A 15,823-nucleotide genomic window follows, 5' to 3' on the forward strand; every position below is an offset into this window, starting at 1 on the left:
GGTGTAAGCTATGTTCTATTTAGGTATTGATATCGCTAAACATAAACATTATGCGTCCATTATCGACCAAACTGGAAAACCTATTACTAAGCCATTTCCCTTTCAGAATCATAAAGAAGGCGGACAAGCACTGTTAAATTGGATGTACCAATATATTGAGTCTCCTACAGAAATACTGATTGGAATGGAGGCAACAGGACATTATTGGTTAGCCGTTTATTCTTTTCTACTTGATCATGGCTTCTCAGTCGTTGTATTAAATCCAATTCAAACCAATGCTTGGCGAAAAGGAACAGAAATTAGAAAGCGAAAAACAGACGCCATTGATGCCACTATGATTGCCGATATCATTCGATTCGGCCGTTTTGTTGAAACCCCACTTGTGGACGAGAAAATGTTCGCTCTAAAACAAATGAGCCGCTTTCGTAATGCGCTTGTAAGTAATATGAGTGATTTAAAACGAAAAGCTCTTGTCGTATTAGATCAGACTTTCCCAGAGTACCAAAGCATCTTTTCGGATGTTTTTGGTAAAACTTCTTCGCAAATCTTACTTGAATATGCCTCTCCTAGTGACTATGAACAGATATCTATTGATGATTTAACACAAATAATTGAGCAAACCAGTCGTAATCGACTGGGGAAGAAAACAGCCAACAAGCTAATGGAATTAGCCTCTAATTCGTTTGGTGTTACCTTCTGTAAAGACGCTTTTTCCTTCCAACTAAAAATGTTGATGGAACAAATTCGTTTTATCGAAGATCAAATCAAAGAATGTGAAGAAGAAATGTCACAACTTTTAATTGATTTAGATACTCCTATCATGACAATACCTGGTGTTGGGCCCATTTTAGGAGCCACTATACTAAGTGAAATTGGGGATATTCACCGCTTTGACAAACCATCTAAACTTGTCGCTTACGCAGGCATTGATGCCTCTGTGTCCCAATCTGGACAATTTGAAGCCTCAGGTACGTCTATATCCAAACGTGGTTCTTCTCATTTGCGTAGAGCCTTATTCCAAGCGGCTATTACAGCGCATAAACATGACCCTGTATTAAAAGCTTTTTATGAAAAGAAACGAAAGCAAGGAAAGCACTACTATGTTTGTATAGGGGCGGTAGCTAGAAAGCTGTGTTACATTATCTATGCCATTCTTAAAAGCAATAAGCCTTATGAAGTACCACCTCACACAACAGAAACATGACCTTTTCATTTTTTTTGAAAATCCTTAGGTTTATTTGGCACGCCCTTTTTTAGAAAAACACCCCCTATTTATATAAAAAACTCCCCTTGACTTCTCATAGTTGGTCTTTTATATGTACTTCTATATTTTGCCCCATTATTTCTACAAATTTATGAATGTTAATTCCCCCTAAGCTTGAAATAATTTTTGAAAAGCAAAAACGATACACCAAACACCTATACCGAGTAGGACAGATGTACTAAGTGTAAATGAATTTTTTAAACCAATATAGACAATAAATAATAGTAGTGCTGATGCGGGGAATCCATATAATACCCCTAAAGCAAATTGACTCAATTCTTGTTTATTCCCGCCTTCAAATGAAATCCAAAATAGACTAAGTAAACTTACGAGAGGAAGAGCAGCAATAAAGCCACCTATCGTACTATAATGTTTGGCGACTTCAGTGATAACGCCGATAATAAGTGCCGAAACGATTACTTTAACGAGGAAATGCATATTTTGCCTCCTTCGCTAATAACGAAAATGCTTTTTCAATTAATTGTAGTTCTTCTTTTGATAACTGTGATTCTAATATTTTTATCTTTTCTTTATCTAGTAAAGTATGTTTTTCTAATACTTCAATTCCTTCAATTGTTAATGTAAGGTTTACCACTCTTTCATCTTTTTTATTTCTCTCTTTAACGATGAAACCCTTTTGAATAAGGCGCTTTATATGTTCAGATGCTGTGTTATGAGAAAGGCTAAGCTCAGTAGCGACTTTTCCAATTGTTATATCTTTCTCACGAGAAACGATTTGTAAAATACGAATTGCTTGGTGGGAAAGATTGTCCTCGTATTCGTATCGTAAGTGATAATAAATGCTCTCCCAATGTTGATTAATGTTGTTCATAATAATAAATCCCCTTTTTTATATCGTATAGTAAGATATATTCGTTGTTTTAGAAATAAAATCCTTTTATTTGGATAAAAAATGTTGAAAAAGTTTATTTTTATTGAAATATAAGGTAATCTATGTGTAAAGGTATACATTTAGCAAGAGAGAGGATGATAGTTGTGAATACATTCAAATGGATGAGTCATGAACAGATGTATGTAGATGAAATACATGTTGAAAAATGTGGTCCTCTTTCAGTCGGCGTATATGGGGGAAATCAAGAAAGTGATGCATATGAACGAGGAGATGCGGTACTTGCTTGGTGGGACCCTGAATTACAATTTGAATTTGTTATGATTTTTGATACACACCACAAAACAAAAAATATTGATTATATAATAGAAGCGATTTCAGAAAGAAAAGAGAAATTAAAAGAGTTATTTTCCTATCCAATACATTTAGCTTTTCATCATACACATATGTACTTATTAGCGTTATTTACAGATGAGTTATTTATTAAAAAGTGTGATCAAGATGATGAGGAACTCGCTTGCTTAATTTGTTTACGAAAAGGCGAATTTTTATATTGGTTATCAGTTGGTGATTGTTTCGCGTATTTATTCCATTCTGAGAAAACGAAAAATGGAAAAGGACGATTAAATAAACGGAAAAATTACGAATATATTGGCAGGAAAAATATTTTTGCAGCAAATACACCTTGCTTTACGTCAGGTGTAAGAGGATTAGAAAAAGGAATGAATCACATTGTAATGGCAACGGACGGTATTTTAGAGTGTGACAAACGAAGGTTTGATGATGATCAATCTTTAGTAGAAATATTACACGACGGAACTCGCTTGCAGATTGAGCCCGTATTAACAAATGTACTACAGTGGAAAGGTAGAGACTGTGCCACGATTATTGGATGGTCTATTGATACTGATAATAAACAATGTGCTAATTAATATAAAAGGAGTTCAAGGTTTTTATCCTTGAACTCCTTTTTGTTAAGCAATATGGATGTGATATGTTTTCAACCATTCATTTACTTGTAGCATATACTCCATGGCACTTCTTGCTTCAAAATTGTTAATCACTTTATTACTTTGATCAGCAATTGAAAGTAAGATGGAATGGTTAATAAGTGAGAAAATAGGATTGTTTTTATTGTTACACATATCAAGTGTTAAATTACGGATTGTTTGTAAGTAGTGTGGATCTTGTGAAGTTGGATAAGCGCTTTTTCTTCTATTGCGTACATCGTCAGGTAAAGCTGGTTGTAGTGCTCTACGTAAAATGCCTTTTTCAATATTATCAATACTTTTTATGTTGAAAGGAACATTCCATAAATATTCAACTAATCTATAATCGCAAAACGGTACACGAACTTCAAATCCAACAGCCATACTCATACGATCTTTACGGTCAAGTAAGAAAGGAAGGAATCTTGTTAAAAATAAATAAAACATTTGACGTTGTTTCGCGGATTTTTTACTTTCGCCTTCAAGAGTAGGTACTTCAAGTATCGCTTCTTGGAATCGTGTATCAATATAGTCTTCTAGATTACATTGGTTACTTACTTCATTTAGTAGAAGAGGAGATGTATTTTTCCAATTTGTTAGCCAAGGAAACTTATCTACATATAGTAGTTCTTCTTGATGAAACCAAGGATATCCACCGAATACTTCATCAGCCGATTCGCCGGATAAAGCTACGGTCGCATCTTTTTTCATTTCGCAAAATAGTAAATATAGTGAAGTTTCCATTTCACCAGCACTCGGTAAATCTTTTGCATGAAGGGGAACGAATAAGTGATTTGCTAATTCTTCAGCATTCACAATAATATCATGATGCGCTGTCCCGACATGTTCAGAAACGCGTTTTACCCAAGGAGTGTCTAAACCAGTGCGAGCAAATGTCAGTTCGAAATCTTTTGCGCTATTTACAAAGTCAACAGAATACGTATGAAGTGTTTTATTTTCAGCAGCAAATTCTTTACCCGCAAGTGCAGTAATACCGCTAGAGTCTAATCCGCCTGATAACATACAAACGAGAGGAACATCGGCAATTAATTGTCTTTTTACTGTATCTTGTAAAATAGATAAAATATGCGAAGATGTATCTTCTATAGAGTCTGTATGGAACTTACTTTCTAAATTCCAATACTTAGTAACTACTTTTTTATGACGTGTAAATGTTATAGAATGTCCAGCACGTACTTCTTGAATATGTTTAAAGACGCCACATCCTGGAGTGCGAAATAAGCCTAATCCAAATATTTCATTTATTCCATTCGCATCAATTTCAGCAGGGACAGATGGATGCGCTAATAATGCTTTAATTTCAGAGCCGAAAATAATACTGCCATTTCTTTCTGTAAAAAAGAGTGGTTTTACACCTAAATGATCTCGTGCTAAAAACAATTGTTGCTTCTGATCATCCCATAAGGCAAAAGCGAAAATTCCGTTTAAATGTCGTACGCAGTCTTCTTTCCATTCTAAATAAGCATGTAGTAATACTTCTGTATCTGAATGGGTTTCAAATGCATGCCCACATTTTTGAAGCTGCTCTCTCAGTTCACGGAAATTATAAATTTCTCCATTATAAGTAAGAGCATACGTATAATCACCAGCACGAAATGTCTTAGGCTGTGTCCCGCCTTCTGGATCAATTACAATTAAACGCCGGTGTGCAAAGGCCGCATGAGGTGAAAACCAAAATCCTTCAGCATCCGGACCACGATGCTCAATACTATTTGCCATCTTTTTTAAAATAACATGTTGATTTGAAAGGTCTTCTTTCCAATCTACCCAACCTGTAATTCCACACATACACATCTCATCTCCTAATTTTTAAAATAGATTAATGAAATAAAATGTACACTAAATTAAAGAGTGACTATATAAATAGTGTACTACATGAATTAAATTACAGACTTGAGAAAGTTTTCTTTGAATGCATAGTTATGTGAGAAAATGGCTAAGGGAAAGTATTCCATTACATACAAAAAATAAAAAAGATGAGAGAAAAAATTTTCTCAGACGTTATATAGGGTGTAAAAGCTTTTACAAAACAATAAGGGGAATCGCTACATGAAATCAAATGAGAAAAATTTTATAAAAAGATTACAGCGGCAAAAAGAAGACGCGTTAGAATTCGTTGTCGATACATACTTACCACTCATAAAGGGGATCACGCATAAAGTTCTACTTCCCATTCAAAATGATGGACTCATAGAGGAATGTATAAACGATATATTTCTTTCCATTTGGAATAACGCAAATAAATTCCATGGAGAGCCGAGTGATTTTAAAAAGTGGATTGCAGCGATTGCGAAGTTTAAAGCAATTGATTATTACCGGAAATCGACTAAAACAGTAGAAATCATTTCAGATGAGTTTCATATCAGTACAGAAAAATCAGCAGAAGACGAATTAATCGTTATGGAAGATAGGGAAGAATTATTGAAGCTCATTAATCAATTAGAACCGCTAGATCAAAAGGTGTTCATTATGAAATATTTACTTGGTATGAAGACAGAGGAAATAGGTGACAAGTTAGGATTAACTCGGGCAGCAATTGATAATCGAGTGTACCGGGGGAAAAAGAAACTACAACAAAATGCTACGAATATTAGTTTTGGAGGTAGTGCAATATGAAAGACATTTATGAACTATTAAATGATATTGATATAGATGAAAAAGAACTAGAAGAAATTGAGGCTTCTGAAATTGAAAAGGAAAAAGTAAAACGAAATGTAAAACAATCGATACGTACGAAGAAAAAGATGACAAGTAGGAAGAAGGGTGTCGCTGCTGCATCTATTTTAGTAGGATTATCGGTTGCAACTCTTGGTATCGGTTTTCCTACATATGCTGGAGGATTGCCAATTGTAGGTGACATATTCCGATTTTTAGATAATGGTAGAACGGGGTTATATGAAAATTATAAGGAATTTTCGACTGAGTTGAATATGACAAAAGAGAGTAATGGGGTTAAGGTTACAATTAATGATGTAATTTCTGATGGCAGAACATTATCTATAACGTATTCACTGGAAAGTGAGCAGGACTTAGGGGAGGATCCTATCATATTAGGTGGATTGGATATAATGGACGCTCATGGTAGTTCAGGCAGTGGTAAAATGACTAAAGTTACTGAAAAAAAGTATGTAGGTATGGTAACAACGACGCATCATGATAGCAATAAAAAGGACAAAGTAAACTTTAGATGGAATATAGAGAGAATAGAGATGCCAGATAGGAAAAAATCAATACAAGGTAATTGGAATTTCGCGTTAACTGTAAAATCAGTGGATAGTAAAGAGAGAACAATTGGTGGGAGTTCGGAAAAAGAAGGTATAAAAGCAAATATGGAAAAGGTCGCAATATCGCCAGTTTCATTTATTCTTTATTACAATCAAGAGGTTTCTAAGGGCGCGAGGAAAGAATGGGATAGTGTAGATGTTGAATTGACGGTTAAGGATGATTTAGGGAATATTTATTCGGGTGAAGGAAATGGGGGAAGTGGCAACGATCCTTACAATATCCATTGGAGTGCCACCTTCCAAAAACTAAACGAAAATGCAACAAAGCTTATCGTTACACCTCGCGTGCACTTGCGAGTACATACACCTGAAAATCATGGTGGAGTAGAGTATGTGAATGGGAAAGAGAAGAAAATAGAAGTGCCGAAAAAAGAAGCGAAGAGCAAAGATATTGTGTTAGATGATATTGTCATTGATTTAAAGAAATAAAAGAGAGACTGTCTAAAATCATTTAGGCAGTCTTTTTTCGTTAAGAACTAGTGACGAATAGTGCATGCGGATGCTGCGTTTTATACTCATCTTTCCACGGAATGTTTAGTTGTTCCCACGATTCGCCGCTATCATTGGATTGAAAGACGCCATTGTTATTTAACGTGTAGAACGTATGTGGTTCGGCTTCGTTTGTCGCAAACATCGAAATGACTGTACCGATTGCAGATGGTAGTCCTTGTTGTACTTGCTGGAACGGAGTATCTTTCGTTTTTCGATAAATATAAGATTCATAAGGGATACGATGATGAGCGAGATCAGCACTTGGCGCAGCAGAAACGAGAATCGTATCACAATCAGCTGGATCGATAGCCATGCTGTATAAATAATGATGTTCAAGTCCTGCACTACATGAGATCCAACTGTTTCCATTGTTATAACTCTCAAGATAAGCACGATCAGGTCCGCCCATAAATCCGTCACCACATGATGCATAAAGGCGATTTGGTGCTTTAGGGTGCATAAGTAATTGATGAGCATCGATAGGAGCACCGAATTTTTTATCAATCCATGTATGCCCTTTATCGTTACTTTGAATAACAGCACCAGCTTCGATTGAAACGTGTATTGTATTAGGGTTATTTGGGTCAACTGTAATCCAGCGTACGTGATGGGTAAAAGGTCTAGGCGGAAATGCCCACGTATAAGAAGATAATAATGATTTCATATTTTTAAGTTCAGTCCACGTTTCACCACCATTTTCAGAGCGAAATAAAGCGCTCGGTTCTGTGCCGACATAAACGACACCATATCCGTTAACTTGTTCATTTGAGCTTATTGTTATGGAAGTGATAGAGGAGTGCAAAATACCATCTTCTTTAGGGAAATCAAAGTAACGATAAGAATCTCCAATTGGTCTCCATGAATCCCCACTATCGTCACTTAACCATAGACCTCGTCCAAATGTTCCGCAATATACACGATTCTTTTGAAATGGATCAACAGCGATACAGGTAGGTTGCATATTTTGTAAGTGATAAGTCGTTTCATAGTTATCATTGTGTTCTTTCACTACAACAAGTTCACGTTCCATACAGAGAAATAAACGTTTCATTTAAGTAACCTCCTTAAAAATTCTTTCATTAGTAAACAATATGAAAATAAAAAAGAAGTAGTCTTGTTTTATTTGAGAAAAAGGGATTGTTTAAAAAATAGCGAAGTGTGTATACAGAGGAAGCGGGCGTTTACAATCAGTCAATTCGGGATAAAGATGGGGAGTTTGTTTCATACTAACATACAGATATTGTACTTAAAGGAGTATAAGTATGGGACATTCGCATGATCATGGTCATTCAAAAAATAAAAAGGCGTTACTAATTGCCTTCCTACTAACAACAAGTTTTATGATTGCAGAAGTTGTTGGTGGATTTGTAACAAATAGCTTAGCACTACTATCTGACGCGGGGCATATGCTAAGTGATGCAGTATCTTTAGCTTTAAGTTTACTTGCGTTTAAACTCGGAGAAAAAACAGCAACAACTGCGAAAACATACGGGTATAAGCGAGTCGAAATGTTAGCAGCATTATGTAACGGTGTCGTTCTTATTGTCATTTCGGTATACATTTTTATTGAAGCAATCCGTCGTTTTAAAGAACCAGTTGAGATTGCTAGTAATGGGATGCTCATTATTGCAGTCCTTGGTCTGCTTATTAATATTTTATCAGCTTGGATATTAATGAGAGGCGGAGATGTGAAAGGTAATTTGAATTTAAGAAGTGCTTTCCTGCACGTACTAGGCGATCTATTGGGTTCCGTCGGAGCGATTATTGCTGCGTTACTTATTAAATTTTTCGGATGGACTGCTGCAGATGCGATTGCTAGTATTCTTGTGTCTATTTTAGTCATTATTAGTGGATGGCGTGTAACACGTGATACGGTTCATATATTAATGGAAGGTGCACCACAGCACATAAATGTTGAAGAGGTAAAAAGTACGTTATTAAATATTCCGATTGTCAAAGAAGTTCATGATTTGCACATATGGTCTGTCACATCAGATTTTCAAGTATTAACATGTCATCTTATTATTAAAGGGAATGAAACGCAAAGTGTATTAAAAGAGGCTACGTATGTATTAAAGGAGAAATTTCATGTAGAACATGTCACCATTCAAGTAGAAATAGATGGTGAATTTAATCATGATGAGACAACTTGCAAAGTATGAAAGAAAAAGGATAAGAAAAAGTGTCATAACATTTTTCGCACGGCATACATATATATAATGTGGCCACAAGTACTTTGCAAGGTAAATATTTCATGAAATTACTTTACTTATAAAGAGTCATCTTTTATAATCAAAAGTGGTAATTGATAGAGATTATCATTTTCAATGATCGTAGAAAGGAGTTTTTTAAAAGATGAGTAGTCAACTCCGTTTTGCTGTTGAAAATCGTAAGAGGCATTTAATTGATGAGTTAATTGGAGCAGGTGTGTTTAAGATTCGCGACCGACAATTATACGAGCTGTCTTTAGAGGAATTGGAAAAAGAGTACGAAGATATGGAAGATTATGCGAATATTCAGGCGTAGCTATATAGATTAGTAAAAAGAGAGCTGGTTACGATTTTGTGTAACCAGCTCTCTTTTTATTTCGTAGAAATTATTTTTTGTATTTCTTTCATGGGACGGAGCCAGTTTTGGGTCATTATTTGTTCCATTTGTTTTTCGTCCTGCTTCTGTAATGCTTGAATGATAGAGTGATGTTCTTCAATAGATTGACTTGCTGGAACAAAGTTTTGGAAAAACAAATATTCAAGACGTAAAACGTGAAGTTGCATATTTTCTAGAAAGGGTTCAATATATTGGTTTTTAGCAATAGAAGAAATTGTATTGTGGAATTGTATATCTAATTCTAAAGCTTGTTTTGCGTTTTTTTTCTCTATAGATTGCTGAAAATGCTCATTTATTTCAGAAAGTAGTTGAATATCAGCGTTTGTAATGTTTTGAAGAGCTTGCTTTCCTATAATAGAGTGAAGACCAGCCATCGTTTCATAAATGATAGATACGTCGTCTAACTTAATAGGAGCAATTTTCGTTTTTTGCCCTGGTACCATTTCCACTAATCCAGAAAGCTCTAATATTTGAAGTGCTTCTCTTACAGGTGTTCTGCTTACTCCTAGTGCCTCAGCCAATTCCCCATTATTAATTTTTTCATTGGGCTTCAGTACACCTTCAATAATCCAATTTTGTAGTTGATTTAAAACGAGTGATTTTGCTGAAACTCTTCCTGGTTTTTTATAATTTTGAGGGACAGGCATAGTGAATTCAATCCTTTCATTGTATATTTTCCTTTTTTGCATGAACAAGCTTTAATTTTTGTTTCCCTTCATCCGGCTTTTGGCTTAAGATGAGCACCATTACAATGACACAAAAAGCGCCTAATAACTGAAAAGATTGAAATGGCACGTGTAATATAAGTACAGAAGAAATAATAGCTGCGAGTGGCTCTGTGCAACCAAATAATGTTGTTTCTTTCGGAGTCAGGTATCGTATGCTGTCTAAGTATAAATAAAAGGCAATAAGTGTCCCGAAAATGACGACAAATGTGATGAGCGGTAGGGTACTTAGTTTTACATATTTCATAGTTGATAATAAAATGAATTCGTTTGTAGAAATAAAGTGTACAATCGTTACACCAATACCCCCAATAATCATGCCCCATCCAACGATAACGGAAGAAGACCATTTTTCTAACAATTCCTTTGAATATAAACTATAAAAAGCGAGAGATAATCCAGATAAAATCCCCCAAATAATAGCTGGTGTAGAAACAGCCAAGTTATGAACAGACCCGTTTGTTAGTAAGAGAAAAGTGCCTACTAATGAAAGGGTAATTGAAATGAAATCAATTTTTGATAGACGAACGTTCCATTTGAAAAGTAAGTATACAGTGATGAATATAGGAGCTAAATATTGTAATAATGTTGCGACGGCAGCATTTCCTTCTTTAATTGAAGCGAAATACGTATACTGTACAGCAAGCATACCGAATAGACCAAACAAAATCATTTTAATAGCATCAGATTTTTGTTTCCAAATGCTAAATATCTCTTTTTTTCTCGTTCCGAATGAGGAAATAATGAGCAAAATAATTCCAGATATAAGTAAACGGATCGTAACTAACCATTCGGTTGAAACATTGTCATATTGAAAAAGTTGTTGTGCAGCTGTACCAGACAAGCCCCATAAACAAGCACCGATTATGACCATTATAATTCCTTTTAATCGATTTGAATCCATATGATCTAAAATTCTCCTTTCTAAAAATACAAATTGAATACAATATGCAATATATCACAGAATGACTCATTAATAAACTGAAATTTCTAATTTGTTTTTTATGTATAGTAAAATATTGTAGAGGAGGGGGAGTATATGTTAGCTGGATTTTTAGTTTGTTTATTTGTAGGGTTACTTATCATTTTTTTAGGGTATCAAATACATGTGAAAAAGAGGTTGTTTTTGTTAGCAGGATATCAAGAAGAAACGTTTGTTGGAGATAAAAATAAATTAGCGAAGCTTTCAGGAGCATTTTCTTATATAGTTGGAGTTGCTACTATAATATTACCGCTTGGATTGGAAGAAATAGGTAATTTAGTTGGTATCGTATATGCTATATTAATTGTTTTAGGTACAATTGTATTCATAATTAAAGCAAACTTATTAAATAAGAGTACTATAAAGTAAAAAGGCTTCATTCTACTGAAGCCTTTTATTAATTGTTATGAAGTATAAGTAAAAGCCGGGATAGGATCAATAAATGTATTCCAGTTTTGTTGCATTTCTTTTTCTGTTAATAGACAATCATCTAATGATTGTTCAATTAACGAACGGTTCATATCAATTCCAATAAATACGAGTTCGGTTATTCGATCTCCATATTGTTTATCCCAGTTTTTCAATACTTCTGGTTCTTCTGTAATCATTTGATTTCTTTCAGTTTCAGGTAATGCCGCTATCCACTCACCGGCTCCTTGAATTGTAATAGAGGAACCTGCTTGAGATAGAAGCCCTATCATATTATTACGAGATGCCAGCCAGAAGAATCCTTTCGCTCTTACAACATCTAAAGGCCATCTTTCTAGCCAATTCATAAGGCGCTCGGGATGGAAAGGATATTTGCGGCGGTAAACAAAGGAATTGATACCGTATTCTTCCGTTTCCGGTGTATGATGGTCACTATTTAATTCTTGTATCCAGCCGGCCGATTGACTGGCTTCTTCATAATTAAATAGATTTGTGTTTAAAATTTCTTGTAATGGTACTTTGCTAAACGAAGATTCAAGAACTTTTGCATTAGGATTTAATTTTTTTAGTAAATGATGAAGCTCTATCACATCTTCTTTTTCTAGCAAATCTATCTTATTAAGAATAATTACGTTTGCAAATTCAATTTGATCTATTAATAAATCAATAACTTCTCGGGTATCATTCTCATCGATTGCTTGTTTTCGGTCTAATAAACTTTCTCCATCTGCAAAATCATCCCAAAATCTATTTGCATCTACAACTGTAACCATCGTATCGAGGCGACAATTTTTCGTTAAATCAATGTTAAGGACTTCGTCTGTATAAGTAAACGTTTGAGCAACTGGAATAGGCTCACTTATACCAGAAGATTCAATAATAATATAGTCAATATCACCATTTTCCACAAGACGATTCACTTCTATCATTAAATCTTCTCGTAGTGTACAACAAATACAGCCATTGTGAATCTCTACTAGTTTTTCCTCCGTACGTGAAAAACCACCCTTTTTTATAAGAGATGCATCAATGTTTACTTCGCTCATATCATTAACGATAACAGCTACTTTTAAGTTATTCTTATTAGTCAAAATGTGATGTAGTAAGGTAGTTTTTCCAGATCCTAAAAAACCACTTAATACAGTGATAGGTACTTTTTTCATGAAATGATCTCTCCTTTAAATCGTAATGATTACGTTTTATATTAAACGATAAGAAAAGAAAAATCAATAATAAATCATAATGATTACGATTTAAGAATAGAAATAGACTATAAAATTTGTGCTGTAGTATGAAGCATTTGGACAAGCACATGTTTACATGTAAATAAAATGGAGGCGAGAAGCTTGGTCTTTAATAGAGTTTCAAAAGAATTAGTAGGCATAGCTCTTATCGCTATGTTTCTCTTTTTATTATTTTTTGTAGATTTTACAAGTCTAGTAAATTTGCACACAAATATACCGCAGGAATGGCTGAATGTGAATACGGTATTTTTAAGTATCATTTTTGAAGCAATACCTTTTATTTTATTAGGGGTAATTGTTTCTTCATGTATTCAAGTGTTTGTGACGGAAGATATGATTCAAAAAGTAATGCCGAAATCTCCAATTGTTGCAATGATTCCAGCAGTATTTGTGGGAGTTCTTTTTCCAATGTGTGAATGTGTCATTATACCAATTGTAAGAAGGCTCATTCAAAAGGGGCTACCACTTCATGTAGGCATTGTTATTTTATTGAGTGCACCCATTATGAATCCAGTTGTTCTTTTATCTACTGTATATGCGTTTCCAAAAAATGATTACGTTGTATATGCACGCTTTGGGATAACAATTCTAGTTGCTCTATTCATAGGTCTAATTGTGTATTATTGCTATCGCGAAAGAAATGTTTTAAAAGACGTAGAGGTTTCAGTTCAAATAAGCAAAAAAAAGAGTTGGAAAGATGTTATGAATCACACTGTAGATGAGTTTTTTGATACTGGTAAGTATTTATTGATTGGTGCTTTTTTAGCAAGTGTATTTCAAACGTTTTTTGATCGGAATGTACTGGATGCAGTAGCACATAACGAAGTAATTGCTCCCATTATTATGATGGGGTTTGGTTATGTTTTATCAATTTGCTCTGCAGCCGATGCTTTTATAGCTGCGTCTTTTGGACATGTTTTCTCGATAAAGGCACTTCTCGCATTTCTTGTGTTTGGGCCTATGCTTGATATGAAAAATACGTTAATGCTATTTGCGTATTTTCAAAAGAGATTTGTATTCTTTTTGATGGGAATTGTCATTGTATCTGTGTATACCATCGTGCAAATCATAATGTTATAGGAGGTGAGAAAGAATGGAGAAAGAATGGAGAAAGAGGAGCAGAAGGCATATCATCGCTATATTCGTGGCATTATTTTAATTGGTTTAGCAATGCTCTTATTTAAACTACTTGTAACAGGGAATATTTATAATTTTATCGCTCCAAAAATGATCAAATTTACGTATATAGCTTTTGTAGTAATTTTAATTTTTGGTATTGTACAAGTTTGGGGAGATGGAAGAGAAAAACAGCATGATTGCAATTGTTGTAAACATCATACAACATCAAAATCAGGGATAAAAAGTTTCTTTGTATATGTTTTATTTGTTGTTCCGATAGTTAGTGCTTTTCTCTTTGGAAGTGTAACAATTGATGGAAGTTTAGGAGGAAAAAGGGGTATGAATCAAAGTGTACAGGCGAGAAGTCTGGAAAGAAACGAAAAAGAGGGGAAACAGGTTAAGTTTGATGAGCGAGAAGTATCAGTTGATTCAGAAGAAACATCAAATTTAGCAACGACTTATAAAACGGAAGAGCAAGTAGTAAAAAGTATGTTAGGACAGCGTAAACTACAAGTAAAGGATAAGGATTATGTTCAAACAATGAATGTAATTGGTCAAAATGTTAATTGGTTTAAAGGGAAAGAAATTACATTCTTAGGGTTTATATATAAGGATAAAGATGTGACGGGGAATAAAGCAGTAGTGGCTCGATATGGCATAACTTGTTGTATTGCGGATGCATCAGTCTGGGGGATGATTGTTACCGGGAAAAATATTGAAAAAATTCCAGAAGAAACATGGGTAAAAATAACAGGATTATTAGATGAAACGACATATAAAGGAACAGTCTTTCCACTTGTAAAAGTAAACAAAATCGAAAAAATTAATAAGCCAACTGACCCATATGTATATGATGCTTTACCTCAATAGAAAAGAATAAATTCTTCATATTTTCATGAAATAGAATCATAATCAAGGCGATAAAAAAATAAAGATAAGAGTAATTTGGTTTGTTAAAAATATGTGCAGAAGGAGTTATGCGATGAACTGGGTTACTCATAAACCATCATTTGAATTTGAAACATTTAGTCCTATTATTCGGTCACAATCTGCGTGGAGTGGACATTTAGATTTTGCATATGACTTAGTACGATTTGAAAAACCAGAAACTTTAGTTGAGTTAGGTACACATTTAGGAGCTTCCTTTTTTAGTTTTTGTCAGGGAGTAAAAGATGGAGGGTTATCGACTAAATGCTTTGCAGTAGATACTTGGGCTGGAGATGGGCATACAGGTCCATATGGAGAAGGGGTTTTTCAAATAGTAGAAAAAGTAGTGAGCGATAACTACCTTAATATAGGAAATTTAATTCGATCTACTTTTGATGATGCTGTAGACCGGTTTCAAGATGAAACGATAAATCTTTTGCATATTGATGGCTATCATACGTATGAAGCTGTTTCTCACGATTATAATACATGGCTACCGAAAGTCGCGAAAAACGGTATTGTATTATTTCATGATATTGAAGTTAGAAGTAGTGATTTCGGCGTATATAAGTTTTGGGATGAGGTAAAAGCGAAGTACCCTCATTTTCAATTTGCGCATTCATATGGACTGGGAGTGTTATTTCCGAAGGGTTGTAGTGATAAGTTTGAGGAAATACTTAAAAATAAAGAAGAAATACAAAATATGTATAAATAAAGATAGGGCATACATCATTTTTATGATGTGTGCCCTATTTTTTATGTAGAAAATAATGGTGTGAATTAAAAAGCGAAGATAGTTGTAAAAAGTTTTATTGCAGCAAATATTAAAAAAGTTAGTATGGGATTTTTCTTTGTAAATAAAGTGAAGCTTTAATACGTTCATATCAATT

At 34.3% G+C, this 15,823-nt stretch carries 17 protein-coding genes and 1 pseudogene; 10 read left to right on the top strand and 8 right to left on the bottom strand.

Annotation, left to right across the window (positions count from 1 at the left end):
* The first annotated feature begins 10 nt into the window (after positions 1-10).
* Positions 11-1,204 (top strand): IS110-like element ISBth13 family transposase, encoded by a 1,194-nt coding sequence (locus ACXKY9_RS07955; RefSeq protein ID WP_000499523.1) that lies wholly within the window; start codon positions 11-13, stop codon positions 1,202-1,204.
* Positions 1,205-1,310: 106 nt separating this feature from the next.
* Here the strand turns inward: ACXKY9_RS07955 and ACXKY9_RS07960 are convergent.
* The 3 genes and pseudogenes from ACXKY9_RS07960 to ACXKY9_RS07970 all read right to left on the bottom strand — a co-directional run.
* Positions 1,311-1,412: pseudogene (locus tag ACXKY9_RS07960) on the bottom strand (alpha/beta hydrolase); the annotation flags it as partial.
* Complete coding sequence (locus ACXKY9_RS07965; RefSeq protein WP_000545641.1) at positions 1,373-1,702, bottom strand: DUF3147 family protein; 330 nt, start codon at positions 1,700-1,702, stop codon at positions 1,373-1,375. The pseudogene ACXKY9_RS07960 and the gene ACXKY9_RS07965, both read right to left, overlap by 40 nt.
* Positions 1,686-2,096 carry a MarR family winged helix-turn-helix transcriptional regulator gene (locus ACXKY9_RS07970; RefSeq protein ID WP_001059784.1) on the bottom strand — a complete coding sequence of 137 codons (411 nt, stop codon included), beginning with the start codon at positions 2,094-2,096 and terminating at the stop codon, positions 1,686-1,688. Before ACXKY9_RS07970 ends, ACXKY9_RS07965 begins: the two co-directional genes overlap by 17 nt.
* A gap of 122 nt (positions 2,097-2,218) precedes the next feature.
* Here ACXKY9_RS07970 and ACXKY9_RS07975 point away from each other — a divergent pair, with 122 nt between their 5' ends.
* Positions 2,219-3,046: a PP2C family serine/threonine-protein phosphatase gene (locus ACXKY9_RS07975; RefSeq protein ID WP_002133056.1), complete on the top strand. Its 828-nt coding sequence runs from the start codon at positions 2,219-2,221 to the stop codon at positions 3,044-3,046.
* A gap of 42 nt (positions 3,047-3,088) precedes the next feature.
* On the opposite strand, the gene asnB is transcribed toward ACXKY9_RS07975, so the two are convergent.
* Positions 3,089-4,912 (bottom strand): asparagine synthase (glutamine-hydrolyzing), encoded by a 1,824-nt coding sequence (asnB, locus tag ACXKY9_RS07980; protein ID WP_000333937.1) that lies wholly within the window; start codon positions 4,910-4,912, stop codon positions 3,089-3,091.
* A gap of 261 nt (positions 4,913-5,173) precedes the next feature.
* Here asnB and ACXKY9_RS07985 point away from each other — a divergent pair, with 261 nt between their 5' ends.
* Positions 5,174-5,740: a sigma-70 family RNA polymerase sigma factor gene (locus tag ACXKY9_RS07985; protein ID WP_000840007.1), complete on the top strand. Its 567-nt coding sequence runs from the start codon at positions 5,174-5,176 to the stop codon at positions 5,738-5,740.
* On the top strand, positions 5,737-6,837 hold the full coding sequence (locus tag ACXKY9_RS07990) for a DUF4179 domain-containing protein (RefSeq protein WP_000653151.1): 1,101 nt from the start codon (positions 5,737-5,739) through the stop codon (positions 6,835-6,837). Before ACXKY9_RS07985 ends, ACXKY9_RS07990 begins: the two co-directional genes overlap by 4 nt.
* A gap of 40 nt (positions 6,838-6,877) precedes the next feature.
* On the opposite strand, the gene ACXKY9_RS07995 is transcribed toward ACXKY9_RS07990, so the two are convergent.
* Positions 6,878-7,951: a WD40/YVTN/BNR-like repeat-containing protein gene (locus ACXKY9_RS07995; protein WP_000825303.1), complete on the bottom strand. Its 1,074-nt coding sequence runs from the start codon at positions 7,949-7,951 to the stop codon at positions 6,878-6,880.
* Between the two features lie 211 nt (positions 7,952-8,162).
* Between ACXKY9_RS07995 and ACXKY9_RS08000 the strand changes: the two genes are divergently transcribed.
* Both ACXKY9_RS08000 and fbpA read left to right on the top strand, forming a co-directional pair.
* Entirely contained in the window at positions 8,163-9,062 is a 900-nt protein-coding gene (locus tag ACXKY9_RS08000) for a cation diffusion facilitator family transporter (protein WP_000510035.1), read from the top strand.
* Between the two features lie 193 nt (positions 9,063-9,255).
* Positions 9,256-9,426, top strand: a complete 171-nt coding sequence (gene fbpA, locus ACXKY9_RS08005) for a Fur-regulated basic protein FbpA (protein ID WP_000098302.1) — start codon at positions 9,256-9,258, stop codon at positions 9,424-9,426.
* Between the two features lie 56 nt (positions 9,427-9,482).
* On the opposite strand, the gene ACXKY9_RS08010 is transcribed toward fbpA, so the two are convergent.
* On the bottom strand, positions 9,483-10,154 hold the full coding sequence (locus tag ACXKY9_RS08010) for a GntR family transcriptional regulator (protein ID WP_002133051.1): 672 nt from the start codon (positions 10,152-10,154) through the stop codon (positions 9,483-9,485).
* 16 nt (positions 10,155-10,170) lie between these two features.
* On the bottom strand, positions 10,171-11,136 hold the full coding sequence (locus tag ACXKY9_RS08015; protein ID WP_000378084.1) for a DMT family transporter: 966 nt from the start codon (positions 11,134-11,136) through the stop codon (positions 10,171-10,173).
* A gap of 135 nt (positions 11,137-11,271) precedes the next feature.
* Between ACXKY9_RS08015 and ACXKY9_RS08020 the strand changes: the two genes are divergently transcribed.
* On the top strand, positions 11,272-11,583 hold the full coding sequence (locus tag ACXKY9_RS08020) for a DUF3784 domain-containing protein (RefSeq protein ID WP_000879372.1): 312 nt from the start codon (positions 11,272-11,274) through the stop codon (positions 11,581-11,583).
* Positions 11,584-11,618: 35 nt separating this feature from the next.
* On the opposite strand, the gene ACXKY9_RS08025 is transcribed toward ACXKY9_RS08020, so the two are convergent.
* Positions 11,619-12,806 (bottom strand): GTP-binding protein, encoded by a 1,188-nt coding sequence (locus tag ACXKY9_RS08025; RefSeq protein WP_000757659.1) that lies wholly within the window; start codon positions 12,804-12,806, stop codon positions 11,619-11,621.
* Positions 12,807-12,974: 168 nt separating this feature from the next.
* On the opposite strand from ACXKY9_RS08025, the gene ACXKY9_RS08030 reads away from it, so the two are divergent.
* From ACXKY9_RS08030 to ACXKY9_RS08040, 3 genes are all read left to right on the top strand, one after another.
* On the top strand, positions 12,975-13,967 hold the full coding sequence (locus ACXKY9_RS08030) for a permease (protein ID WP_003283905.1): 993 nt from the start codon (positions 12,975-12,977) through the stop codon (positions 13,965-13,967).
* A 24-nt stretch (positions 13,968-13,991) separates the two neighbouring features.
* Positions 13,992-14,876: a TIGR03943 family putative permease subunit gene (locus tag ACXKY9_RS08035; RefSeq protein WP_000409936.1), complete on the top strand. Its 885-nt coding sequence runs from the start codon at positions 13,992-13,994 to the stop codon at positions 14,874-14,876.
* Between the two features lie 112 nt (positions 14,877-14,988).
* The gene (locus ACXKY9_RS08040; protein WP_001104673.1) at positions 14,989-15,648 is read left to right on the top strand and encodes a class I SAM-dependent methyltransferase; all 660 of its coding nucleotides are present in this window, start codon (positions 14,989-14,991) and stop codon (positions 15,646-15,648) included.
* The last annotated feature ends 175 nt before the right edge of the window (positions 15,649-15,823 follow it).

The sequence above is a fragment of the Bacillus sp. 2175 genome (assembly GCF_057812155.1).